The 21,636-nt window shown below is 68.9% G+C and carries 17 protein-coding genes and 3 pseudogenes; 11 read left to right on the plus strand and 9 right to left on the minus strand.

Features of this window, described 5'->3' with window-relative positions; translation table 11 throughout:
* Positions 1-4: 4 nt before the first annotated feature.
* The 4 genes from AB0C46_RS15055 to AB0C46_RS15070 all read right to left on the minus strand — a co-directional run bounded on the left by AB0C46_RS15055 (position 5) and on the right by AB0C46_RS15070 (position 5,228).
* Positions 5-991: a hypothetical protein gene (locus AB0C46_RS15055; RefSeq protein ID WP_362828246.1), complete on the minus strand. Its 987-nt coding sequence runs from the start codon at positions 989-991 to the stop codon at positions 5-7.
* Entirely contained in the window at positions 988-3,714 is a 2,727-nt protein-coding gene (locus AB0C46_RS15060) for a PEP/pyruvate-binding domain-containing protein (RefSeq protein WP_362828247.1), read from the minus strand. The genes AB0C46_RS15055 and AB0C46_RS15060 overlap by 4 nt, the downstream gene beginning before the upstream one ends.
* 8 nt (positions 3,715-3,722) lie before the next feature.
* Positions 3,723-4,367: an isoprenylcysteine carboxylmethyltransferase family protein gene (locus AB0C46_RS15065; RefSeq protein WP_362828248.1), complete on the minus strand. Its 645-nt coding sequence runs from the start codon at positions 4,365-4,367 to the stop codon at positions 3,723-3,725.
* 129 nt (positions 4,368-4,496) lie between these two features.
* Complete coding sequence (locus AB0C46_RS15070) at positions 4,497-5,228, minus strand: AfsA-related hotdog domain-containing protein (protein ID WP_362828249.1); 732 nt, start codon at positions 5,226-5,228, stop codon at positions 4,497-4,499.
* Positions 5,229-5,744: 516 nt separating this feature from the next.
* Between AB0C46_RS15070 and AB0C46_RS15075 the strand changes: the two are divergent.
* Positions 5,745-5,896 (plus strand): annotated as a pseudogene (locus AB0C46_RS15075) (MerR family DNA-binding transcriptional regulator); the annotation flags it as partial.
* A 15-nt stretch (positions 5,897-5,911) separates the two neighbouring features.
* Complete coding sequence (locus AB0C46_RS15080; RefSeq protein WP_362828288.1) at positions 5,912-6,751, plus strand: hypothetical protein; 840 nt, start codon at positions 5,912-5,914, stop codon at positions 6,749-6,751.
* A gap of 170 nt (positions 6,752-6,921) precedes the next feature.
* Here the strand turns inward: AB0C46_RS15080 and AB0C46_RS15085 are convergent, their stop codons facing one another.
* A complete protein-coding gene (locus AB0C46_RS15085; RefSeq protein ID WP_362828250.1) occupies positions 6,922-8,091 on the minus strand; it encodes an epoxide hydrolase in 1,170 nt (389 codons plus the stop codon).
* Between the two features lie 199 nt (positions 8,092-8,290).
* Between AB0C46_RS15085 and AB0C46_RS15090 the strand changes: the two genes are divergently transcribed.
* Positions 8,291-8,866 carry a CGNR zinc finger domain-containing protein gene (locus AB0C46_RS15090; RefSeq protein WP_362828251.1) on the plus strand — a complete coding sequence of 192 codons (576 nt, stop codon included), beginning with the start codon at positions 8,291-8,293 and terminating at the stop codon, positions 8,864-8,866.
* Between the two features lie 111 nt (positions 8,867-8,977).
* Here AB0C46_RS15090 and AB0C46_RS15095 read toward each other — a convergent pair whose 3' ends face one another.
* Positions 8,978-9,946: a LysR family transcriptional regulator gene (locus AB0C46_RS15095; protein WP_362828252.1), complete on the minus strand. Its 969-nt coding sequence runs from the start codon at positions 9,944-9,946 to the stop codon at positions 8,978-8,980.
* A gap of 123 nt (positions 9,947-10,069) precedes the next feature.
* Between AB0C46_RS15095 and AB0C46_RS15100 the strand changes: the two genes are divergently transcribed.
* The 3 genes from AB0C46_RS15100 (at position 10,070) to AB0C46_RS15110 (ending at position 13,178) form a co-directional block, all read left to right on the plus strand.
* A complete protein-coding gene (locus AB0C46_RS15100) occupies positions 10,070-11,326 on the plus strand; it encodes an MFS transporter (protein ID WP_362828253.1) in 1,257 nt (418 codons plus the stop codon).
* A 178-nt stretch (positions 11,327-11,504) separates the two neighbouring features.
* A complete protein-coding gene (locus tag AB0C46_RS15105; protein WP_362828254.1) occupies positions 11,505-12,167 on the plus strand; it encodes a HEAT repeat domain-containing protein in 663 nt (220 codons plus the stop codon).
* A gap of 6 nt (positions 12,168-12,173) precedes the next feature.
* Complete coding sequence (locus AB0C46_RS15110; RefSeq protein WP_362828255.1) at positions 12,174-13,178, plus strand: MerR family transcriptional regulator; 1,005 nt, start codon at positions 12,174-12,176, stop codon at positions 13,176-13,178.
* Positions 13,179-13,476: 298 nt separating this feature from the next.
* Here AB0C46_RS15110 and AB0C46_RS15115 read toward each other — a convergent pair whose 3' ends face one another.
* Complete coding sequence (locus AB0C46_RS15115) at positions 13,477-14,946, minus strand: MDR family MFS transporter (protein WP_362828256.1); 1,470 nt, start codon at positions 14,944-14,946, stop codon at positions 13,477-13,479.
* Positions 14,947-15,289: 343 nt separating this feature from the next.
* Between AB0C46_RS15115 and AB0C46_RS15120 the strand changes: the two are divergent.
* Positions 15,290-15,428, plus strand: a pseudogene (locus tag AB0C46_RS15120) (leucine zipper domain-containing protein); the annotation flags it as partial.
* 792 nt (positions 15,429-16,220) lie between these two features.
* Here AB0C46_RS15120 and AB0C46_RS15125 read toward each other — a convergent pair.
* Positions 16,221-16,637, minus strand: a complete 417-nt coding sequence (locus AB0C46_RS15125; RefSeq protein ID WP_362828257.1) for a RidA family protein — start codon at positions 16,635-16,637, stop codon at positions 16,221-16,223.
* Positions 16,638-16,880: 243 nt separating this feature from the next.
* On the opposite strand from AB0C46_RS15125, the pseudogene AB0C46_RS15130 reads away from it, so the two are divergent.
* Positions 16,881-16,967, plus strand: a pseudogene (locus tag AB0C46_RS15130) (DUF1338 family protein); the annotation flags it as partial.
* Positions 16,968-16,997: 30 nt separating this feature from the next.
* On the opposite strand, the gene AB0C46_RS15135 reads toward AB0C46_RS15130, so the two are convergent.
* Positions 16,998-17,645, minus strand: coding sequence for a cysteine hydrolase (locus tag AB0C46_RS15135; protein ID WP_362828258.1), 648 nt, complete (start codon positions 17,643-17,645; stop codon positions 16,998-17,000).
* Between the two features lie 267 nt (positions 17,646-17,912).
* Between AB0C46_RS15135 and AB0C46_RS15140 the strand changes: the two genes are divergently transcribed.
* The 3 genes from AB0C46_RS15140 to AB0C46_RS15150 all read left to right on the plus strand — a co-directional run bounded on the left by AB0C46_RS15140 (position 17,913) and on the right by AB0C46_RS15150 (position 21,621).
* Positions 17,913-18,377 (plus strand): pyridoxamine 5'-phosphate oxidase family protein, encoded by a 465-nt coding sequence (locus tag AB0C46_RS15140; protein ID WP_362828259.1) that lies wholly within the window; start codon positions 17,913-17,915, stop codon positions 18,375-18,377.
* Between the two features lie 300 nt (positions 18,378-18,677).
* Positions 18,678-20,138 carry an acyl-CoA synthetase gene (locus tag AB0C46_RS15145; RefSeq protein WP_362828260.1) on the plus strand — a complete coding sequence of 487 codons (1,461 nt, stop codon included), beginning with the start codon at positions 18,678-18,680 and terminating at the stop codon, positions 20,136-20,138.
* The gene (locus AB0C46_RS15150; RefSeq protein ID WP_362828261.1) at positions 20,122-21,621 is read left to right on the plus strand and encodes a carboxyl transferase domain-containing protein; all 1,500 of its coding nucleotides are present in this window, start codon (positions 20,122-20,124) and stop codon (positions 21,619-21,621) included. Before AB0C46_RS15145 ends, AB0C46_RS15150 begins: the two co-directional genes overlap by 17 nt.
* Positions 21,622-21,636: the final 15 nt, after the last annotated feature.

A 21,636-nucleotide genomic window follows, 5' to 3' on the forward strand; every position in this document is an offset into this window, starting at 1 on the left:
GGCGTCATCCCCCGAACCCCGGCCGGGCCACTACCAGTGCGGTGATGAACACGCCGAGGTAGCACCACGCCAGGAAGCCCATGGCCGGTCCGGGCGGCCAGGTCGGCGTGCGCTGGGAGGCGAACCGTTCGCCGCCGCCCCAGACGAAGCCCAGCGCGGACAGCGGAAGCCAGCCCGCCAGCGCCATCGCACCGTGCAGTTCCCAGGGCCGCACCAGGGCGAGTGCCAGCCCCACGCCGCCCAGCGCGAAGCCCACGGTCAGCGCCGTCGAGCCGCGCCGGCCGACGACGTTCGAATAGAGCGCCGCACCGGGCACCACGCGGGCACCGGTCTTGCGGGCGAACTCGTAGTGCAGGAAGACGCAGACGCACAGCAAGGCGCCGAACACCGCGTCCGGCACCGGACCGGTGCCAGTGGCCTGCCGGAAGGACAGCCAGATGTGCACGCTGAGCAACGCCTGCACCGGATAGCTCACCAGCAGGTTGACGAAGATCCCGTCCCGTACCCTCGCGGACCAGCGCTCCAGCTGGACCAGGAAACAGATGTACCCGAGGTCCAGCAGCAGCCATCCGGCCAGCAGCGGTGAGCGCCAGCCGGTGAGCGCCAGTTCCGCGATGACGATGAGTACCATGGCGGCCCGCAGTTCCACCACGTCGATCGCGCCGCGCGGCAGCGGCCGGTCCGGGTTGTACTGCCGGTCATACTCCAGGTCCTTCTGCTCGTCGACGACCCGGATGAACAGCAGCGCCAGATAGACGGTGGCGATCTCGGCGAGGAGGGACCCCCCGAGTCTCCAGTCCGACTCCGGCGCGAGCACCGCCAGTGTGCCCTGGAGGGCCAGGACCCACAGCACCGCATAGGTCAAGTAGATCCGGGTGGGGGCCCGTTCGGCGAAGAAGGTGCGCAGGCGGCGGGCGCTGCGTGCCACGGAGCGGGGTTCGTCCGCCGGGCGGGGGCGGGACACGGAGCCGGTCACGGAAGAGGGTGTCATGCCTCGTCCTCCTCAAGGATCGTCACCGTGCCAGCCGCGCCGTCCATCTCGACGCGGGCGCCGTCTGGGATGCGGGTTGTCGCGTGCTGGAGCGCCACGATGGTCGGGATGCCGAACTTGCGTCCGGAGATGGCGGTGTGCGACAGCAGGGTGCCGCGCTCGACGACGATGCCGCGGGCGGACAGCATCAGGAACAGCCAGCCGGGGTCGGTCTCCCTGGCCACCAGGATCATGTCGTCCGTGGGTTCGCCGAGCTGATGCGGGTCGACCACCACCCGGGCGGTGCCTCGCACGACTCCCCCGCTGGAGCCCAGGCCGTGCAGAGTGCCCTCGGCGGCCGTGCCCCGGCTCGGGTCCGGTAGCCCGTCACGGACGGGTCCCATGGTCACGAAGTCCATCGGCAGTTCGGCGCCCCGGGCGTGGTACTCGGCCCGGCGCAGGGCCGCCAGGCCACGCAGGTCGTCGGTGACCGCGGTGCCGTCGTAGGTGCCGAGGATCTCTTCCTCGGTCAGGTGAACCACGTCCTGCGCCGATTCCAGCAGACCGCGCGCGGCCAGGTCAGCGCCGAGCCGGTGGTAGACGTGGCGGGCGAAGCCGAACAACTCGCTGCGGTTGTAGCGGGTGTTCTCCCGGATGTTGATGTGCCGGCGCTGGGCGGCCACCACCGCGCGCAGCACCCGGCGGCGCAGCGGGTGTCCGGCGAGCAGGCCGGTCAGTCGGTGTTCGCCGGCCCACCGGGCTTCGGCCTCGCGGGTGCGCAGCAGTTGGCGGGTGAGGTCGCCCCGGGCGTACTCCGCGGCCGTGCGCAGGAGCTGGGACGGCTGGTCGCGCGGTAGCAGCACCTCCAGCTTCAGCTCTTGCAGGCCCCGGTCACCGTGGAGTTCCGCATGCGTCCGCAGCCGGTCGGCGAGATCGGCTCCGTAGGCGCCGTCATTGGCCTCCTCCCACACCTCCTCGGCAGACTTGACGGCGAGCGCGTCGAGCACCTCCGGTATGCCGCGAACCCGTTCGGCGATGTCGATGAGCGACATCAGGATGACGACGCTGCGGTTCTCCTCTCCGCCGCACAGCAGGTCGCTGTGGAGCCCGGGGTCGGCCTGCGGCAGCCACCGCTCGAACAGCCGCATGGCCAGCGTCTCGTGCATCTGGAGCAGGATGTCGTTGACCAGCGTGATGCCCCAGCGGCTGCCCGCTTCCCGCCACAACGACCGCATCAGCTGGACCAGTTGCAGCGGATCGGCCGTCGTGGCCGCGGTCCGGTGCTCGGCGAGGGTCCGCTGCCACCACGCCTCGAAGTTCCGGGCCGCCGCGCCATGCGTCAGCAGACTCGCCGTCAGCCGCACCAAGGCCGATGAGGTGGCGGGCAGTTGACCGGGAGAGGTGAGGGGCGGGGTGGGCCGGACGTGGGTGACCGACGGCGACATCCCCATCATCCGTTCGAAGCTGGCGCGCCACAGCGGGAAGGTCCTGCTGAGGCCGTGCAGGGTGTACCAGACACTCAGCGAGTAGTAGACCCTGCCGCGCAACAGCCCGATCATTCCTCGTAATTCGCCCTCGTGCCGGTCAAGCACCGTGCGGCGGACGCCGAGCCTGCGGTAGAAGTCGTGGAAGTCCTCGCGGTAGAAGCGCTGGGCGAAGGAGTAGGTCAGCGCGGTGGTGACGTCCGGGTAGCTCTCGGTGATGTTGGCGTTGCTCCACAACCGCTGGCGGTCAAGCTCCAGCACCACCGGCCGGGCCTGCAAAATGTGCAGGGCTCCGTCGGCGGTGAAGGTCCCCTCGATGTCCTGCGGGCAGCCGAAGAGCCTCTCGATCCGGTCCCCGGTCGCCACTACCTTCCGGATCTGCTCTTCCGTCAGTACCGCCGTGTCGCGCAGTTCTTCCGGCACCGGTGCCGTCCGCGGTCCATCGGCCAGGCGCTCGGGGTTCTCCTCCATCAGCTGCGTCTTGTGCGCGAGCACCGACCGCACCGCGTCGTCGCGCCGGCTGATGAAGTAGTGGTCGACCGGCACCTTCTCCTGGACCACGCCCTCACCGATGCCGAGACCGGCGGCGAGCACCCGGTCGCGGGCACCGGTCAGCGGATCGCAGGTGAACAGGACGAAGGAGCGTCGGCCGAACTCCATGCGCTGGACGCCGACGGCCACCTCGACCCCGTGCTGCGTGCCCCCGCGGGCAGCGCGGTACAGCAGGGCCTGCGGGCCGAATGCCGAGGCCCAGCACTGGCGCACCTTGTCCAGCAGCTGGTCTCGCGTCACGTAGAGGAAGCTGTCGCTGATCCCGGCGAACGCGTCGTGCGCCGAGTCCTCACTGGCCTGGGCACCGGACCCGACGACCGACGAGCGCACCGAGACCACCGCGCCGGGCCCGAACTCCTCGTCGAACGCCTGATACAGCTGCCGTTCGACCGCCGCCGGTACCGGTGCCCTCAGCACCATCCCCCGCAGGATCGAAGCCTTTTTCCCCAGGGCCTCGGAATCCCCGGCGTCGACGTCGCCGAGCACGGCGTCCACCTCGGCGCGCACGGGGCTCAACACCTGGGTGAACACGGCGGCCGACAGGCAGAAGAATCGGGGCACCGGCAGACCGGCCGCCGCCATCCGCGCCTGCCGGGCGAATTTCGGCCCGACCTCCGCCTCGTTCAGCAGTGCGCGCCCGCGTAGCACCGGCCGCCGCTTGGCACTCGGCGAAGGCTTCGATAAGCGCAGCGAACGGAGTATATTCATAGAGTAGTTCACCATATCCAGGGAATGAGACGGCGGTGGGTCGCCGCATATTCGGAGTAGCCGGGAAGCGTGAGCAGCGTCCTCTCCTCCACGAGAATGCGCACCACAAGCGTCGGCAGCAGAATCATCAACGCCGCCGCGCTGTAGGTGTTGAGGAAGAAGACCACGAAGGCGATATGAGCCAGCGCCATGCCGAAGTACGCCGGATGCCGCATCCACCGGTACGGTCCGGTCCGGACGATCTGGTGGTCGCTGAGCACCCGCACCCGGTGCGAATAGAAACGCCCGAGCGTGCGGATCGCTGACAGCCGCACGCCGACCGCCGCCGCGAAGACCACTGGCACCGCAAGCATCCACGGGTGATACGTCTGCTGGTCGGCCGATGGCACACAGGCCGCGGCGACGGTGGCCGCGCGTGCGGCGGCGTACACGTAGATCGTGCCGCGGTCGGTGGCCGTCTCGGTCGACGTCGAACTGCGGACGGTCGTCCAGGTCTCCAGCAGCAGCCACAGCAGGTGGAGCCCGGCGAGCAGCACCGCCACCCGCTGCCACGGGTCGGAGAAGCCGAGCACCCCACGGACCAGCGCCGTTCCGGTCGCCGCCAGGCAGACGGCGAGCACGAACAACGGAAACTTACGTAGAATCCACACCATAAGGACCTCCACAAAACAGCCCGCAGGCAACGAGGGGCCCGCGCCGAGCCGGTGTCGCCCGTCGCTGACAACCCGTGATCAGGACGCGGCCGGCCGGCCGAGGACCGTGCGCGCCGCGTCGCCCTCCTCCTAGAGCTCGGCCAGGGCGCGCGTCGTCTCGCGGATGCGCTCCGCCTCGATCCGGTCTGCCCGCTCCTCCTCCATCACCACCATGTCCATGGAGCCCGACGCGGCGACGACGCCCGCCTGCACCAGGTCGCAGCGGCCCCGGAACCGCAGCCGGTTCGGCCCCTTCTGGCTGACCTCCTCCACGGAGTACTCCAGCTGGGCCGGCAGCGGGAGCAGGAACTTGTGGAACGTCGTCTGGAGAGAATTGATGAGGAACCGGCGAGCCTTCCCGGACGGGGCCAGCAGATACCGCTCCCCAACGGCGAGCGAGATCTGCCGCACCGCCTCGGTGATCACCATGGCGGTCACATGGGAACCAGTGGTGTGATCGAGGACCATCTCCTGCCGGTCCGAAATACGCAGCGTCGCCTTGAAGAGGCCGTCCTCGACCTTCCGTAACCCGGCGATGAGGACGTTCTCCGGTTTACGCTTGTGCACCTCGGATTGGTAGAGCAGTTCCGGTAGGGGAATGTCCTTGAGCATCGACTCCGGCAAGCCATGCTGGCGCAGCTTGCTGCGGACGATTTCCCGCTCGTACTCCTCGACGCCCTGTCCCGGAATGATGACCGGGAAAGGCTCGGAAATCAGTTCCCCCTTGAGGGAGTCCGCAAACTCAGACAACGAAACCAGGTCGACCGAGTCCGACCTGGTGGCCAAATTGTCGCCGACGACGAACACGACCTTTTCAGACATGACTCCACTTCCTTCATTGAACCGAGGAGACGCTTAACGTTCAATTGTTCGTGCCCGCCTTGCCGTCCGCTGGACGTTTCGGTTGCGGCATTTACGTGAAGCGTGGCGAGCTGCGCATCGACCGCAGAGAACGCGTCGAGGCTGGTGACGTCACAGACGTGCCCGATCTGGATCTTCCCGCTGTTCAGGTCACGTCGGTGGCGGGCGGTGATGCTCGGCTTGGACAGGTCCGCGAACCCGTGCAGGCACAGAGCGGGCAAACAGGCACGCAACAGGTCCTCGTCCAGCCCCGGCTCAGGCACCGAGGCGTCCTCGGAGGCCCAATGGGCGAGCGACACCGAGCGCGGTCGAACTCGACGAGGACGACGAGGGGCAGCGGGAGCGGACTCCGGCCAGCTGCGTGCGTTGGCGAGGATGTACCAACAACTCCCCTGAGGAGACCTGCTTGAGTCGTTCTGCGCCGACGACACTGCCGGGGCTTGAGCTTGACGCAACGGCAGGGTTTCCACTGGAGGCATGCGAATCGGAGAGATAGCCGCACTCGTCGGGCTCACCACCCGGACGATCCGGCACTACCACCACGTCGGACTGCTCCCGGAGCCGGAGCGGCGCCCCAACGGCTACCGGGCTTACAGCGTCCGCGACGCCGTCCTCATGGACGCGTTCGTGGAGAGGGGCCGGCGATGAGCGGCGGACCCCGGGGCGTAAGGGCCGCGCGGGTCGCGGCCGCCACCGTACTGTCGGGGGAACTGGCCCTGACAGTCTGCCTGGTGGCCGGGTTCCGGCCGCCCGGGTGGGCGCTGGCGGGCGCCGAGGCGCTGGTGCTCGTGGTGCTGCTGCTGGAGGCCTGGGTGCTGCGCTCGCTGTACGCCGCCGCGCGCGCCCGGGGCGCGGACCGCAGGGCGGCGTGGCGGGCCGCCGTACGGGAGGCAGTGCCGGTGACGGTCCGCCGCCTGGTCATCAACGAGCTGCGCGCCCTCGCCTCCCTGGGGCGGTGGGTCAGGCGCGGCACGCACGGGGTGCGTCCCGGGGACCTCGCTGCCGCGTACACCGGGCCCCAGACTGCGATGATGTACGGACTGCTCTTCGTGTTGGCCATCGAGACGGTGGGCCTGGCCTTCCTCATCCCTTGGCCGGTGGTCCACGGGGTGCTCCTGGTACTCGACCTGTACGGCGTGGTGCTGGTGCTGGCCCTGCACGCCGCCTGCGTCACCCGGCCGCATGTCGTGCGCCCCGACGGCTCTCTGCGGATCCGCTACGGAGCCCTCTTCGACCTTGCCGTACCGCCGGACGCGGTCGCCTCGGTCCGGGTCGACCGGCGCTCCCCCGAAGGCCGCCTGATCACCCTCTCCGAGGACGGGGTCCTCGACCTGATCGTGGGCAGCCATACCTCGGTGACCCTGGAGCTGAACCGGCCACTCCCCTTCACCCGCCCGCTCGGCGCGACGGAAGAGGCCCACACCATCCGCTTCCATGCCGACGACCCGCGCACACTGGTCAGCGCACTCCGGCAGCCCGCCTGACCACGCAGACCGGTACCGACCGCGCAGGCGGAGGCGGAGGCGGAGGCGGAGGCGAAAGGCAATTTCGCCTTTAGGCCATGTCCTACGTGGTGAGGCGGACCAGGCACTTGCAGCAACACAAGACCGCGGCAAGTCCGAGAAACGCCGGCGTCGACAACGTCATGACCAACTCAGTTTGCGTCCAGCACTGCCGCGAGGCCTTCTTGTAGATCCTTGACGAAAAACTCGGGAACCTCCAGCGACGGGAAATGTCCCCCGGTTTCGGGCGACCTCCATCGGACGATCTGTCGGTACCGCTCCTGTGCCCAGGCGCGCGGACACTTCTCGATGTCGCGGGGATACATACTGATTGCTGACGGGACATCGACCCGAAGTTCGGGGTCGAGCGAGTTGTGGCTTTCGTAGTAAATGCGGGCCGACGATGCACCGGTCCGCATCAGCCAATACAGGGTGACGTTGTCCAGAATCCTGTCTCGGGAAATCGTCTCGAACGGGCTGTCTTCGGTATCTGTCCACTCGGCGAACTTGTCAAGGATCCAGGCGAGAAGCCCGACTGGTGAGTCGACGAGCGAGTAGCCGATGGTCTGCGGTCGGGTCGCCTGCTGCTTCGCGTACGCCGCGTGGTAGCGCCAGAAATCGCGGGTCTCCTCGGTCCATTTGCGCTCGGCCGCCGTCAGCCCGTCCGTTGTCAACCCGGGCGGTGCCTGCGCGGTCGTGGTGTGGATGCCGAGAACGTGCGCCGGGAACCTGCCGCCGAGGACCGTGGTGATCACACCTCCCCAGTCGCCGCCGTGGGCTACAAACTTGCTGTAGCCGAGCCTTCCCATCAGTTTCACCCAGGCGGCCGCGATCTTTTCGATTCCCCACCCGGTGGTCGCCGGCTTGTCACTGTAACCAAAGCCTGGCAGCGACGGGGCTACGACGTGGAACGCTGGTGCGTCTGCGCTTATCGGATCTGCCAGTTCGTCAATTACATGGGTGAACTCGGCAATGCTGCCTGGCCAGCCGTGCGTCAAAATCAGCGGGGTGGCGTCTGCGCGGGTGGATCGACGGTGCAGAAAGTGGATTCCCAGATCGTCAATGGTCGTGCGGAACTGGCCGATCTGGTTGAGGCGCGTTTCGAACGACCGCCAGTTGTACCCGGTGCGCCAGTAGTTCACGACATCGACGAGGTCGGCGAGAGGAACACCCTGATCCCATCGGCGCGGGTCGGGTGCGGCGCGATAGACCGTCTCAGCTTCCGGCAGCCGTGCTGCGGCCAGGCGCGCGCGCAGGTCGTCGAGGTCGGTGTCGGTTGCGTGGGCTTCGCATGCTTGCACGTCGCTGGTTAGACGGTTCATGAGATGCCCCCGCCGGGGTGAGCGGATGTGGTGACAACGCCGCGATCAATGCCAATGCCGGCCGCAGCGTCGGTGATGCACCAGTGCGTGGACATGAAACCTCCTGGTCATCGAGCGAATCGACTTGTGACATGTCGGAACCGGCTAAGACGGTTCTAGCAGATCTCGACGTTGGCGTGCAACCAGCTAAGGTGGTTCCATGCGTACTCAGTTCCCTGACTTCCGTCTCGGTAAGGTGCTAGCGACCAGCTTCACGGCGACCCTGACGGAGCGTCGTGGCAACGCTGTGGAACGTATTCCCACGCCGAACCGACTCGTCGACTGGCTGGCGGTGAGTGGCCTCGCCGTGGAGTCCTGCACTACCGCCCAGCTCGAACGCGCTTGGGAGCTGAGGGAATCCATTCACGCCGCCGCGACAGCGGCCGCGCGCCGAGACCCTCTCCCTGTGTCTGCTGTCCAGGTCATCAATGACTGCAGCACTCAAGGTCGGGCCGCGGCCATCTTGACGCCCGAGGGCAATCGGCAATGGCGACTTGGCTCGGCTTCCTCCGTGGAAGATGCCCTAGGCGTGATCGCCGCCGACGCGATCAGCATCATCACAGGCGAACGAGACGGAAAATTGGCCTTGTGCGCATCGCCAACCTGCGAAGCAGCCTTCTTCGACACCAGCCAAAGCCGCACCCGCAAATGGTGTGACATGAACACGTGCGGGAATCGTCAGAAGAAGGCGCGCTTCAATGCCCACAAGCACGAAAACCCCGGATCAGCAAAGTAGTCGTTGCTCTCGGTGCATCCAGGTGGGCCCCACGTCTGCGGCACACCTGTCGCTTTGGGGGCACTCCAACGGCACTGCCAAGGGCAGGGTGGGTGCTGCTGGAAGCGACCGTCAGCGTCGCGTGTGTGCGATGTTTCCGTCGCTGTGGCGTGGTGTCGTTGCCCAGGATGGGAGCCAGGCCGTCTCGGGGAGCGGTGCCAGGCTTCCGAAGTGGTTGATGATCGCCCGGAGTCCTGGGTGTGGATTCGCTCGGGGGACGATGAGCGAGATCGGGTAGGCGAGCGTCGGATTCGAGATCGGGATGCGGCGTAGGTCGTAGTTCGTCGGCCAGATGTACCGGTCGCGCGAGCCTACGAGGGTTGCCACGTCTGCGGAGTCCGCGAGGATGTCGAGGAGTACCTCGTTGCCGAAGTTCGGGCCCGCAGCGTCGATGCGGAGGTCGAAGTCGGTGGCGAGCTGGTCGTAGAACTCTGCCCATTCGCTTCGCGGCGCGATACCTGGCACCCAGATCCGGTGCCGGCGCAGCTGCGACGGTGTCAGTGTGCGTGCGGAGGCGAGCGGGTGCGTCGGGCCGACGACGAGTTCCAGCGGGGAGTGGAACGCGTGGATCATCTGCACGTCGCGCGGCAGTGTGGCCGGGTCGGTGACCGAGCGGAACGAGGCGTCGATATCGCCTGATTGGACGGCGGCGACCGCCACGCGCGGGTCGTTGGCCTTGAGGGTCACCACGTCGAGGTCGGTTTCGGGATGCGACCGCCAGTAGTCGTGCAGGATGACGGCCTGCGCGGATCGCAGGCCGAGAACGTCGATCCGAAGGGCCCGCGAGCCCGGTCTGATCGCGGTGACGGCGCGATCGACACCCGTGACGATGGTCCGGGCGTGCGGGAGGAAGGCTTGGCCGTCGAGTGTCAGCTCGACCCCTCGGGGGGTGCGGGTGAACAACCGGACATCGAGTTCGCGCTCAAGGGTGGCGATCCGCTTCGACACGGCCTGTTGTGTGACGCCGAGCTCGTCGGCCGCGTGTTGCAGCTGTCCGAGCTCGGCCGCGCGGACGAACGATCGCACGGCCTCGGTATCCATTGATCCAGCCTACGTCTGCCCAACTGATGGTTGTGGCTCGCCCGGGAGTCGGTTGTTTGATCCCGCGATGGTGGGGCCGGTGTGATGCAGAGACCCGAACATCGGTTGTCGCGAGGGAGTCGCATGCGCGTGCAGTTAGGGCGCAGTTTCGGATGGCTGTGGTCGGCCTACGCCGTCAGTACATACGGTACGTGGATTGCCTTCGGCGCGTTCCCGCTGATCGCGGTTCGAGCGCTGCATTCGCCGGCGTTCGCCGTGTCGCTCCTGGAGGCGGCCGGGCTTGCCGTCGCGGCGATTGTTGCGTTCTCGCTCGGGCCGTGGGTTGAGCACCGGGCCAAGCGTCCAGTGATGATCGCGATGGACCTGATCCGGTTCGCCGCGATGGCAAGTGTCCCGGTCGCGTATGTCCTCGGCTTGCTTTCCTACGGCCAACTGCTGGTCGTCTCGGTCATCTCCGGGACCGCGAGCATCGCCTTCACTGCCGCATCGGGCGCGTATCTGAAGTATCTCGTCCCCAGCGAACAGCTCCTTGTGGCGAACGGGAGATTCGAGGGCACGAGCTGGGTGGCGACCGCGGCGGGCCCGCCCCTCGGCGGTGCACTCATAGGGGTGCTCGGCCCGGTCATCACGGTCATGGCCGACGCCCTCAGCTACCTGCTGTCCGCGCTCGGGGTCCTCCGCATCCGCGGCGGCGACGTCGCGGCACCCCGCGACCGTGCCACCAGGTTGCGCGGAGCCGGCCTTCTCAGCGGCTGGCGGTTCATCCTCCGCGACCGCGCACTACGGCGCCTGTTCCTCAACCAAATCCTGGTAGGCGGCCTCATCATGGCCACCGCCCCGCTCCTGTCCGTCCTCCTGCTGGGCCAGTACCACTTCCCGGCCTGGCAATACGGTCTTGCCTTCGGCATCCCGGCACTCGGCGGCTTCGTGGGCGCCCGCCTCTCCGCGCGCCTCGTGACCCGCTACGGCCGGCACCGGGTCATGATCGTCTCCGGCTGGCTGCGATCGCTCTTCCCCCTAGGTCTCACATTCGTCCGTCCCGGCCTCCCCGGGCTCCTCACCGTGATCATCGTCGAGGGCCTGCTGATCACCTGCATGGGTATCTTCAACCCGATCTACGCAACAGAGCGCCTGCAACGGACTCCCGCGGATCACACCGCCCAAATCCTCAGTACATGGAGTGCCAGCAGCAAACTCCTCCAAGCTGCCCTGATGGTGATCTGGGGCATTCTCGCCACGCTCACCAGCCCGCTCACTGCGATCACCATGTCCGGCGTTCTCCTGCTCGCCACCCCGCTCTTGCTGCCCAAACGGATACATTTGTCCGCCCCTGAGCCCACTGCGTGGCTGAGTGCCGGTGTCACCACTCGCGATGCGTGACATTGCGCGATGTCGGCGTACACGTGAACGCCCCTCATAGCGTCACGCACGTCTCGTCTGACTTCGCCGGCACCGAACTCGGTGGGCAGTAGGGGCCTGGTGATCTCACAGCGTGCCCCCGCTTGACCTTGACACAGTGACAAGGGCTTCACTGCAGCCAAGGAGGTGGTCCCCAACCATGCTGAAACGGGACACGGAAACGATTCGAGCTCTCCAGGGGCTGGAGAACAGCAGCTCGTCGGTGCGGCTGCAGGCAGCGCTGGCGGCCGGCACGACCCCAGACCCGCGGTTCGTCGGCAAGCTCATCGAGCGATGCGCGATCGAAGCCGAATTCTACGTACGCGAAATGCTTACCTGGGCACTCACCCGCCACCCATCATCAATGACGGTCCCCACGCTCATCGGTGAACTCCGCTCGGAGTGTGCGCAGGCACGAAGCCAGGCGCTGCACACGCTGTCCAAGATCGGGGATCGGCAGGCGTGGCCGGCGATCACACGGGCGCTGCTGACCGATGCCGACGACGAGGTGGCGCGGAGCGCCTGGCGAGCAGCCGTCGTACTCGTGCCTGCAGGTGAAGAAGCCGAGTTGGCCGGAGTGTTGGCTACCCAGCTCGGGCGTGGCGAGCGCGCGACGCAGCTGAGCCTCAGCCGGGCGCTGATCGCGCTCGGTGAGGTGATCATGCCGACCCTGCGTGCCGCGATGACGGATCCCGACCCTCGCGTGCGTCAGCACGCGATCGCCACGGAACGGCTGTTGCGCAACCCGGATGCCGGATTCGAGTTCGCGGTCGAGGAGGCGAAGCGCATCATAGCCCTCGGCACGACCAGCCAGGAGGGGTGAGAGGCAGTGTTGATCGGTGAGGTGGCACGACGGTCCGGGGTCAGCGCCCGCATGCTCAGGCATTACGACTCGCTCGGCCTGGTGCGGCCAACGGGGCGTACCGAGGCGGGCTATCGGGAGTACTCCAGCGAGGACATCCGGCGCATCTTCCATATCGAGAGCCTGCGGTCATTGGGGCTGTCGCTGCGTGAAGTCGGGTGCGCGCTGGATGATCCCGGCTTCAAGCCCTCGGAGCTCGTCGACGACCTCATCCGCCAGACGCAAGAACGCATTGCGGGTGAGACGGCACTGCTCACGCGACTCCGTCGGATCGGTGCCGCGGAACCCGCCGGCTGGGAGGACGTCCTCCAGAGCGTTGCACTCCTCCAGGCCTTGGGATCGGAGAGCGCCGGGAAGCGCCAGCGCGCGGCGTTGTCCTCAGTCGAAGAGGTTCCGGTGCCGGTGGAGGCTCTGGTCGAGGCAGCGTTGAACGAGACGGACCCGAACGTCGCCGGAGCCCTTCGATGGGCTCTGGCACAGTCGGGCGATGCCGGATTGACACTGCTGGCGGAGGGCCTCGGCTCACCAGTGGCCGAGGTGCGGAAACGTGCCGTCCAGTCCATCGCCGAGCTTCCGAACGGGGAGGCGACCGCACTGCTGCAGGACGCCCTCCAGAACGCCGACATCGTGGTCCGCAGGTATGCCGCTCTGGCGCTCGGGGCACGCGGAGTAGCCACCGCGGTCCCGACGCTCATCGACATGATCGTCGAGGAGACGAACGACGCCGACGCAGCCGACGCACTGAGTGCGCTGGCGAGTGATCCCACGTTGGCGGATCAGATCGCCACCAGGCTCATTGACTGCCTCTCCCACGGCACCATGGAATCGTCTGTACGTCGACGGCTGACCCAGGCGCTCGCGGACATCCCGGGGATCGCGACGTCACGTGCCCTCGCAGATCTGTCACATGACGAGGACCGTGCCGTTGCGCTTACTGCGACATACATCCTCACGCTACGCAACGTACGGTAGGGGATCTTTCCTGCGGTGCTGTGTGCGTGCAGTGCTGTGTGCGTGCAGTGCGGTGTGCGTGCGGTCCCGTTGTTGCTCGATTCACCGACGAGCAGCCATCGCCGGTGCGGACCGGTCTGCTTCCCGATGAGCAGACCAACCTGGATATGCACACCTGGGTCGCATCGTCGGATCTGGGCTCACTGCCGGACCCGTTGAGCCGCCGCCGTTGCAGACCGTGATCGGCGCCCTGGTGACAGACGGCCCGTGGCGTGATCGTAATTGCCGCAGGTCGGGCGGTCCGAGCTCGGCCCCGGCCTCATGATCCGGTGGGCTGGTCCGCGGCGCTGCCTTCTTGGGTGTCATCGGCGGCGATCCGGCGCGGCAGCTTCGCGGCAACGACGATCGTCACCACGGCGAGAGCGGCGGCGACGCCGAAGGCCAGCTTCATCCCGCTCAGCTCTGCGGGCGCGGCGGCGACGCCGTCGGCGACCAGGTGACCGGTGCGCGCGGACATCACGGTCACCACGAGCGCGGTGCCGAACGCTGCGGCGACTTGCTGCAACGTCCCGAGCATCGAGCTGCCGTGCGGGTACAGGTGCGGGGGAAGCGCGCCCATGCCGAGCGTGAAGACGGGGGTGAACGTCGCCGCCAGGCTCACCATCAGCAGCGCGTGCAGTCCCAGCACCTGCCAGTACGGCATCGTCATCGAGACCTGGGTGAAACCGACGAGGGCGAGCACCATGCCGATCGAGCCGGGCAGGACCAGCGGCCGACTGCCGAACCGGTCAAACATCTTTCCCACGGTCGGTCCCAGCAGTCCCATGGCCAGACCGCCCGGCATGACCAGCAGGCCGGTCTCCAGCGGGCTGAGCCCCCGCGTGTTCTGCAGATACAGCGGCAGAAGGATCATCGACCCGAGCATCGCCAGGAAACCGATGGATATGAGGGCCAAGGACAGGCCGTAGGTGCGGTTCCCGAGGGTCCGCAGATCCATCAGAGGCACGCCGGTGCGTTGCAGCTTGAGCTGGCGGATCACGAAAACCGCGATGGCCGCGATCCCGGCGATAACGATGCCGATGCCCAGCCCGACCCTGCCGCCGGTTTCGCCGAGGAGGCTCAGGCCGTACACCAGGCCGCCGAAGCCGAGCGCCGCCACGGAGACGCTGAGCCAGTCGATGGAGCCCACCTGCGGCTCGCTGATGTTGTCCACCTTGCGCAGCCCGAACAGGGTCACCAGAGCCGCGATCGGCAGGACGACCACGAACAGCATGCGCCAGGAGCCGACCTGCAGGATCAGCCCGGACACGGCAGGTCCGAGTGCGGGCGCCACCGAGATCGCCAGGGTGACGTTGCCCATCACCCGGCCGCGGTCCTGCTCGGGCACCACGATCATCAAGGTGGTCATCAGCAGGGGCATCATCACGGCTGTGCCTGCGGCCTGCACGATCCGACCCAGCAGCAGCACCTCGAAGGAGGGCGCGACGGCTGACAGAGCGGTGCCCGCGAGGAACACGCCCATCGCGATGGCGTAGGCCTGGCGGGTGGTGACCCGCTGCAGGAACCAGCCGGTGATCGGAATCACGGCGGCCATGGTCAGCATGAACGCGGTGGATACCCACTGCGCCGACTGCTGGGTGATGTGCAACGAGTCCATCAACCGCGGGATGGCGTTGATCAAGATCGTCTCGTTCAGAATCACCACGAATGTGGCCAGCACCAGCAGCCGCACCACGGTCGGTACGCGGCCCGCCTTCACGGCCGGTCGTTCTTGGATCACAGCTGACATGGCAGCACCTCGCTGGGGTTCCTGGTCACAGTCGCCTCGCAGCCAAGGGCTGTCGGCATGAACGTGGGTGGTGATTGTCGGTAGAGACCGGCCTGACTGGCAGAACTCATCGGTCGGCGCGAGTGTTCCGCATCACCGCACCGATCTCACCCGAATTTTCACGTGCTCACGAAGGCATCCGGGTCGGCGGCGCTGTGACCGACGGGCCCGCGCTTCATCGACTGTCTTGCTCACGAGCGTGGGTAACAGCCGCCCGGCTTGATCATGGCGAAGCCCTCCGGAGTGGTGGAGCTGTTCAGGACCACACCGCACGGAGGTTTTCGAGCCCTACGATAATGCTCGGCTGACCCTTCTGGGGAGGCGGCTGCTGGTTGCTCGTGTCCGGTCCGGCCCGTCCCGTCGCCATGTCGCAGCCGAGATGGAACGTCTCCCGAATCACGGCCCACAAATGGGTCCGCCGCAGGCAAACCGAAGGCGAACCGCAGGTGAAGCGGGCCCGCACGGCCGGTCCCGACCACTCTTCGGTCCCGTCAGCACCCACGACTGTGTGCAGCGGGAATCTTATGGCCCATATCATGATGATCGACTCTTGACGCTGCCACCCCCACTGCCTCAGCTTTGCTCGGGTGTCTCCCACGTCCCCTTTCGAAGGGTTTGCACGTGACTGAGTACGGCACGACGGCCGCAGATCCGGCCCCCCGGCCCGTGAAGGTCAATTCCTGGAACGGCTGGGACCCCCTGCGGCACGGCGTCGTCGGACGCGCCGACAACGCCGTCGTACAGGCACCCGAGCCCGCCATCGGCCGCCGCCGTCCGCGCGGCCCAGGCCACCAGCGCGGTCCGCAGTGCCGACGGCGGCCCGTCCGGATCCGGGTCCATCGCCAGTCCCCCGAGCCCGAGCCCGAGCAGCAAGCGCCTCCGCCTGCTCCTTGCGCACCGGGTGGGTCATCACGGCAGAACTGATCGGAGCTGTGGTCACCGGGCCACTCCTCACGTCGCACAGACGTCGCGGTCAGGGCGCCTCATCGTGGCAGACCCCGCCCCGCGCCCGGCCGTCCCTGCGAACAGTGGCCGGTTCCGTTCCCCCACCAGCCCTGCGGACCCGCCGCATCGGCCGGCGGCCGAAGAGGACGAGAGCACGGAGCCCAGTGAACACACCCTGCTCAACGCGCGGTGGGAGATCCTTCCGGCCGACGCCTTCCCCAGAGCCCTCGTCCGCTTCCCCAGAGCCCTCGTCCGCCTGCCTCGGGAGCGACCGGGAGAGTCCGTCAGCCTTATTCGCGAGAAGGAAGGGCCACCGTGAGGTCCACTTCGACGAGTTGGCCGGGGAACGCTAGCTGGGTGACCCCGAGCAGAGTGCTCGCCGAAGTGAGGGCGGCGCCGAGAGGCGAGGCATGGAGGCGGTGCCAGGTGGTGGTCAGGACCGTCCGGTCGTCGCTGACCACGTAGATCACAGATCGCACCACATGCTCTGGCGCGGCCTCGACGGCGGCCAGGGCGGTCATGGCGTTGGCCACTACCTGATCGACCTGCCGGTCGAGGTCTCCGACGCCGACGACGGAACCGGACAGGTCCAGGGGGCACTGGCCGGCGAGATAGGCGGTGCGGCCCGCCTCGACGACAGTGATGTGGTGATACCCCGGTGTGGCGTGGAGCTGGTCCGGGTTCAGACGGCTGAGCTTGGAGTTCATACCGTGATCTTCCCTGCGTTCACCTGCTACTGCAAACGAATTGTCCCGATCCGGGCGAAGGCTCCGCTGTCGGGGCGCTGAGGTCTGACGCCGCCGGCCACCGGCCGCACTCGGGCCGGGCACGGTCAGGCAGCCGGGCGCGGGGCGGAGGGCAAGTCTGCCCAGGGGTTGACGGGGTTGGTGTGAGTGATCCGGCCGACGCTGTCGAAGACGCGGCCCATACGTTTGGCGGTGCGCATCACGAGGGCCGAACCCCTCGTCTACGAAGACTTCCTGCCGCGCTCCGCCGCCGGCATCTTCCAGTCCAACCTCAGCGACGAAGGCTCCCGCCCTCACCGCCCCCGGGTCAGCTGCCCCTGGTCAGCGGCCACCGCGCGGCCGTCTCCAGCTGGTCAGGACCTCGTCGGTGGTGGTGACGGTGGCGACCAGAGCGAGGGTGTTGCGGACCATCGCGCGGGTGTAGTCGGCAGGCACCCCCGCGATGGCGTCCGCGGGCACCACGGCCGTGTAGCCGAGGTTGACTGCGTCGAAGACGGCATTGGGGATCGCCACATTCGCCGACACCCCGGTGACGACCAGGGTCCGGCACCCGAAGTTGCGCAGCAGCGCGTCCACCTCGGTGCCGGCGATCGGCGAGAGGCCGTGCAGCCGGCGCACCACCAGGTCGTCGCCGGAGACGGGTATCGGGTCGGCGATACGGACCGCGGTGGAGCCGGTGAGCTGCTGGACGGGCAGCCGCCCGGCCGCCTTGAACAGGCGGGCGTTGTGGCTGGCGCCGCGGCCGTCGGGACGGCGTTCGGCGACCGCGTGGAGCACCTGGACGCCGGTGTCATGGGCGGCCGCCACCAGCCGGGCGACGTTCGCCAGCGCCCCCGATGTGCGCGCCGCGTCGGCGAGTTCGGGCAGTGCGCTGTCCGGGCCGACCACCCCGCGCTGGCACTCGACGGTGAGCAGTACCGTCGTGGCCGGATCCAGTTGGCCGATGAGCCGTGCAGCGTCCGAAGGCATCGCATTCCCCTCTGGCGGGCCTGATTCCCGGTGGGTCTGAATTCCCGGCGTGTCTGATTACCGGCGGTCCGGCTCCCGTCGGTGTGCTTCCCCGACGGGCCGGTTCGAGGCGGGCGAGGCTACCGGGCATTGCGCACGTCAGGAAGAGCCCGCATGATTCCTGACACCCCGTCAGCAGGATTCCTGACATCACGTCAGACAGCTGGATCGGGGTCAGGTGAGCGGGTCAGGGCCGCAGCAGCGGCACACGGCGGAGGGCGATGACGGATGGCCGACACACAGCGGCGCGGGCGCCGGATCATGATGACGCGGGGCGAACTCAACGCCTTCCTCGCGGCGCAGCGCACCTGCCGGGTCGCCACGGTCGGTGGCGACGGTGCGCCGCATGTCGGGGCGCTGTGGTTCGTCTGGGACGGTGCGGCGCTGTGGCTCTATTCGATCACCCGCAGCAAGCGCTGGGCCCAGTTGCGCGAGGACCCGCGGATCGCAGTGGCCGTCGATGACGGGCACGAGTACGGCGAGCTGCGCGGGGCCGAGCTGGCGGGCCGCGTGGAGCGCGTCGGCGAGGCGCCGCGCACCGGCGAGCCCTGCCCCGAACTGGACGCGCCGGAACGGCTCTTCGCGCAGAAGTACTTCGGGATGTCCGAGATGCCGCACGACGGCCGGCATGCGTGGCTGCGGCTGACGCCGGAGTCCGTCGTGTCGTGGGACTTCCGCAAGATCCCGGGATGAGAGCAGGCACGGGCTGCGCGGGCCGCGGGAACGGGCACAGGCACAGGCACGGGCACGGGCACAGGCACGCCAGAAATCCGTTACGGCTTCGGCGTCTCCCGGGAGGGTGTCATCCACCGAGATCAGGTGTCTCCGCTTTCGGAAAGTCGCAGGAGGCGGGGCCGGTCGTCCCGATGTGATCGCGTTGTCGGTGGTCTCTGCGAGAGTGGTGAGGGTCAGCCCGTCCGGTACCGGCAGGTGCGGGAGCGGGACGGCCCGGCCGCGAGGTGGCCGGGCGCCGACGAGGACGAAGGAGATCCGGTGAACGTGCTCTTCCCCGCGCTGCGCGACGCTTCGCCCGCACCCGCGCTGCGCTTCGGCGATCGCAGTCTCAGCCATCGCCAGTTGGCGTCGGTGGCGGGCGCGCTCGCCGAGCGGATCGCCGGTGAGACCCGTATCGCCCTCTGGGCGACGCCGACGCTGGAGACCGCGGTCGGTGCGGTGGCCGCGCTGCTCGCCGGGGTGGCCGTGGTACCGGTCAATCCGAAGATCGGCGAGAGCGAGCTGGCGCACATCGTGGCGGACAGCGTGCCCTCGCTCGTCCTGGCCGAGCCGGGCGTCGATCTGCCGGGGCCGCTCACCGCGCTGTCCCGTATCGACATCGAGGCCGCGGCGCCGCCCGAGGAGGCCGCGCCGGCCCCGCTGCCGAACGAACCGGGCGATGAGGCACCGGCCCTGATCGTCTACACCTCCGGCACGACCGGGCCGCCCAAGGGCGTCGTCCTCCCTCGGCGCGCCATCGCGCACACCCTCGACGCGCTGGAGGACGCCTGGCAGTGGACCGCCGATGACGTCCTGGTGCACGCCCTGCCGCTCTTTCATGTCCATGGCCTGATCCTCGGCGTCCTGGGGCCGCTGCGCCGCGGCGGCAGCGTGCACCATCTGGGGCGCTTCAGCAGTGAGGCGGTGGCCCGGGAGCTGTCCGCGGAGGGCACGATGCTGTTCGGCGTACCGACGATGTACCACCGCCTGGCTGCCGAGGCGGGCCGGAATCCCTCGCTCGCCAAGGCGCTCTCCCGGGCCCGGCTGCTGGTCTCCGGGTCGGCCGCGCTGCCGCTGACCGATCATGAGCGGATCGCGGCGGCCGCCGGCCGGCGGGTGATCGAGCGCTACGGCATGACGGAAACCCTCATGAACACCAGCGTCCGGGCGGACGGTCCCGATGCCGCGGGCACCGTCGGCGTACCGCTCCCGGGGGTGTATGTCCGGCTCGTGGACGAGGCGGGCCAGGCCATCGAGGTGAACGACGCCGAGACGGTCGGCGAGATCCAGGTCCGCGGCCCGAACCTCTTCGTCGAGTACCTCAACCGCCCCGATGCCACCGCCGCGGCCTTCGACGGCGGATGGTTCCGCACCGGCGACATGGCGGTCCGCGACGCCGCCGGCAATTACCGCATCGTGGGCCGTAAGGCCACCGACCTGATCAAGAGCGGCGGCTACAAGATCGGTGCGGGCGAGATCGAGAATGCGCTCCTGGCCCACCCGGGTGTCGCCGAGGCCGCCGTCACCGGCGCGCCGGACGAGGACCTGGGCGAGCGGATCGTCGCCTGGATCGTGACGGAGACCGGTCCGGACGCGGGGCCGGCCCCGTCCGCCCAGGAACTCGCCGACCATGTCGCCCGCCAGCTCGCGCCGCACAAACGCCCCCGCACCGTGCACTTCCTGGACGCCCTGCCGCGCAACGACATGGGCAAGATCCTGAAGCGTGAGCTCCGTGCGTAGCGGGGGCCCCGGGGGCGCGGGGGACGGCGAGGCCGACGGCCGCCGCGGTGGCGACGGGGTGGCCGCGGCCGGCGACCGGACCCCGGCGGGCACCTCTGCCGCCGCGGCATTGCCGTGCGCCCGGCTGACGGCCCGTCAAGCCATCGCGGCGGTGGCGGACGCCTACGCCGAGGCGGCCGTGCCCGACGGTCGCGAAGCCCCGTCCGGGGCGCCGTCCACACCGGACGGCCCCCTCGGCTGGCGCGGCTACGACGACGCGCGGGCCCGCGCCCGGGAACGGACCGGCGAGGACGAGTCGGTGGTCACCGCCCTGGCCACGATAGGCGGCCGGGAAACGGTCGTGCTCTCCTTCGAGTTCCGCTATCTGGGCGGCTCCCTCGGCGAGCGCACCGGCGATCGCCTGGAGGCCGCCTACACCCATGCGCGCGAGCACGGCCTGCCGGTCGTCTCACTGATCGCCACGGGCGGCAGCCGGATGCAGGAAGGGATGCGCGCGCTGACCCAACTCCAGCGGGTGGCACGGCAGTCGGCGCTGAACCGCGCCGCGGGGCTCCCGCAGCTCGCCGTACTGCGCGATCCGGCGACCGGCGGCGGCTGGGCCACCCTGGGCGCGGGCGCCGATGTGATCCTCGCGCTCCCCGGGGCCCAGGTCGGCTTCGCGGGCTCACGGGTGCGCCCCCCGGACGCCGACCCCTCCGCCTACACCGCCGAGGGACAGCTGGCCGCCGGCCAGATCGATGCCGTGGTCCCGCCCGACCGGCTGCGCGCCACGCTCCAGCGGTGGCTGCAACTGCTGTGCACACCACGGGAGTTGGACGCTGCCGCGGTGGAGCCGGCGCCCCCGCCGGGAGCGCTCGGCCCACCCGGGCTGCCGGAGACCGGCTGGGGTGCGGTGGTCCGTGCCCGCGCTCCCGGGCGCCCGCGCGCCGAAGCGTATCTGCGCGCATACTTCGACGACCGGGAGGAGATCAGCGGCGACCGCTGCGGTGGCGTCGACCCCGGGATACGGTGCGGATTCGGCCGGCGCGAGGGGCGCACGATCGCCTTCGCCGCCCAGTGCGGTACGGCCACCCGCCCGGCCGGCTTCCGTACCGCCGCGCGACTCGTCCGGCTCGCCGACCGGCTCGGCATCCCGGTCCTCACCCTCGTGGACACCCCGGGCGCCGCCAACGACGCGGCCGCCGAGCGTGCCGGTGCCGGGGCGGCCATCGCCGACACCTTCGCGGCGCTCGCCACCACCCGGGCGCCCGTCACCTCCCTGCTCATCGGCGAAGGCGGTTCGGGTGGCGCGCTGGCCCTTGCCGCACCGGGCCGGCTCTGGGCCACACCGGACAGCTACTTCTCCGTGATCGCCCCGGAACTGGCCGCGGCCATCCTCAAACGCGACGAGACGCAGATCCACGAGACCGCGGACCAACTCCGCGTCCGTCCACAGGACTTGCTGGATCTGGGCGTCATCCGCGGCATCGTCCCACCCGCCTGAGAAGAGCCCGGACCG

It is taken from the genome of Streptomyces sp. NPDC048637 (assembly GCF_040650675.1).
Classification (GTDB): Bacteria; Actinomycetota; Actinomycetes; order Streptomycetales; family Streptomycetaceae; genus Streptomyces.

Coding starts and splice junctions, on each gene's coding strand:
- AB0C46_RS15055 (WP_362828246.1), bottom strand. CDS start 991: ATGACACCCTCTTCCGTGACCGGCTCCGTGTCCCGCCCCCGCCCGGCG.
- AB0C46_RS15060 (WP_362828247.1), bottom strand. CDS start 3,714: ATGAATATACTCCGTTCGCTGCGCTTATCGAAGCCTTCGCCGAGTGCC.
- AB0C46_RS15065 (WP_362828248.1), bottom strand. CDS start 4,367: ATGGTGTGGATTCTACGTAAGTTTCCGTTGTTCGTGCTCGCCGTCTGC.
- AB0C46_RS15070 (WP_362828249.1), bottom strand. CDS start 5,228: ATGTCTGAAAAGGTCGTGTTCGTCGTCGGCGACAATTTGGCCACCAGG.
- AB0C46_RS15080 (WP_362828288.1), top strand. CDS start 5,912: ATGAGCGGCGGACCCCGGGGCGTAAGGGCCGCGCGGGTCGCGGCCGCC.
- AB0C46_RS15085 (WP_362828250.1), bottom strand. CDS start 8,091: ATGAACCGTCTAACCAGCGACGTGCAAGCATGCGAAGCCCACGCAACC.
- AB0C46_RS15090 (WP_362828251.1), top strand. CDS start 8,291: ATGCGTACTCAGTTCCCTGACTTCCGTCTCGGTAAGGTGCTAGCGACC.
- AB0C46_RS15095 (WP_362828252.1), bottom strand. CDS start 9,946: ATGGATACCGAGGCCGTGCGATCGTTCGTCCGCGCGGCCGAGCTCGGA.
- AB0C46_RS15100 (WP_362828253.1), top strand. CDS start 10,070: ATGCGCGTGCAGTTAGGGCGCAGTTTCGGATGGCTGTGGTCGGCCTAC.
- AB0C46_RS15105 (WP_362828254.1), top strand. CDS start 11,505: ATGCTGAAACGGGACACGGAAACGATTCGAGCTCTCCAGGGGCTGGAG.
- AB0C46_RS15115 (WP_362828256.1), bottom strand. CDS start 14,946: ATGTCAGCTGTGATCCAAGAACGACCGGCCGTGAAGGCGGGCCGCGTA.
- AB0C46_RS15125 (WP_362828257.1), bottom strand. CDS start 16,637: ATGAACTCCAAGCTCAGCCGTCTGAACCCGGACCAGCTCCACGCCACA.
- AB0C46_RS15135 (WP_362828258.1), bottom strand. CDS start 17,645: ATGCCTTCGGACGCTGCACGGCTCATCGGCCAACTGGATCCGGCCACG.
- AB0C46_RS15140 (WP_362828259.1), top strand. CDS start 17,913: ATGGCCGACACACAGCGGCGCGGGCGCCGGATCATGATGACGCGGGGC.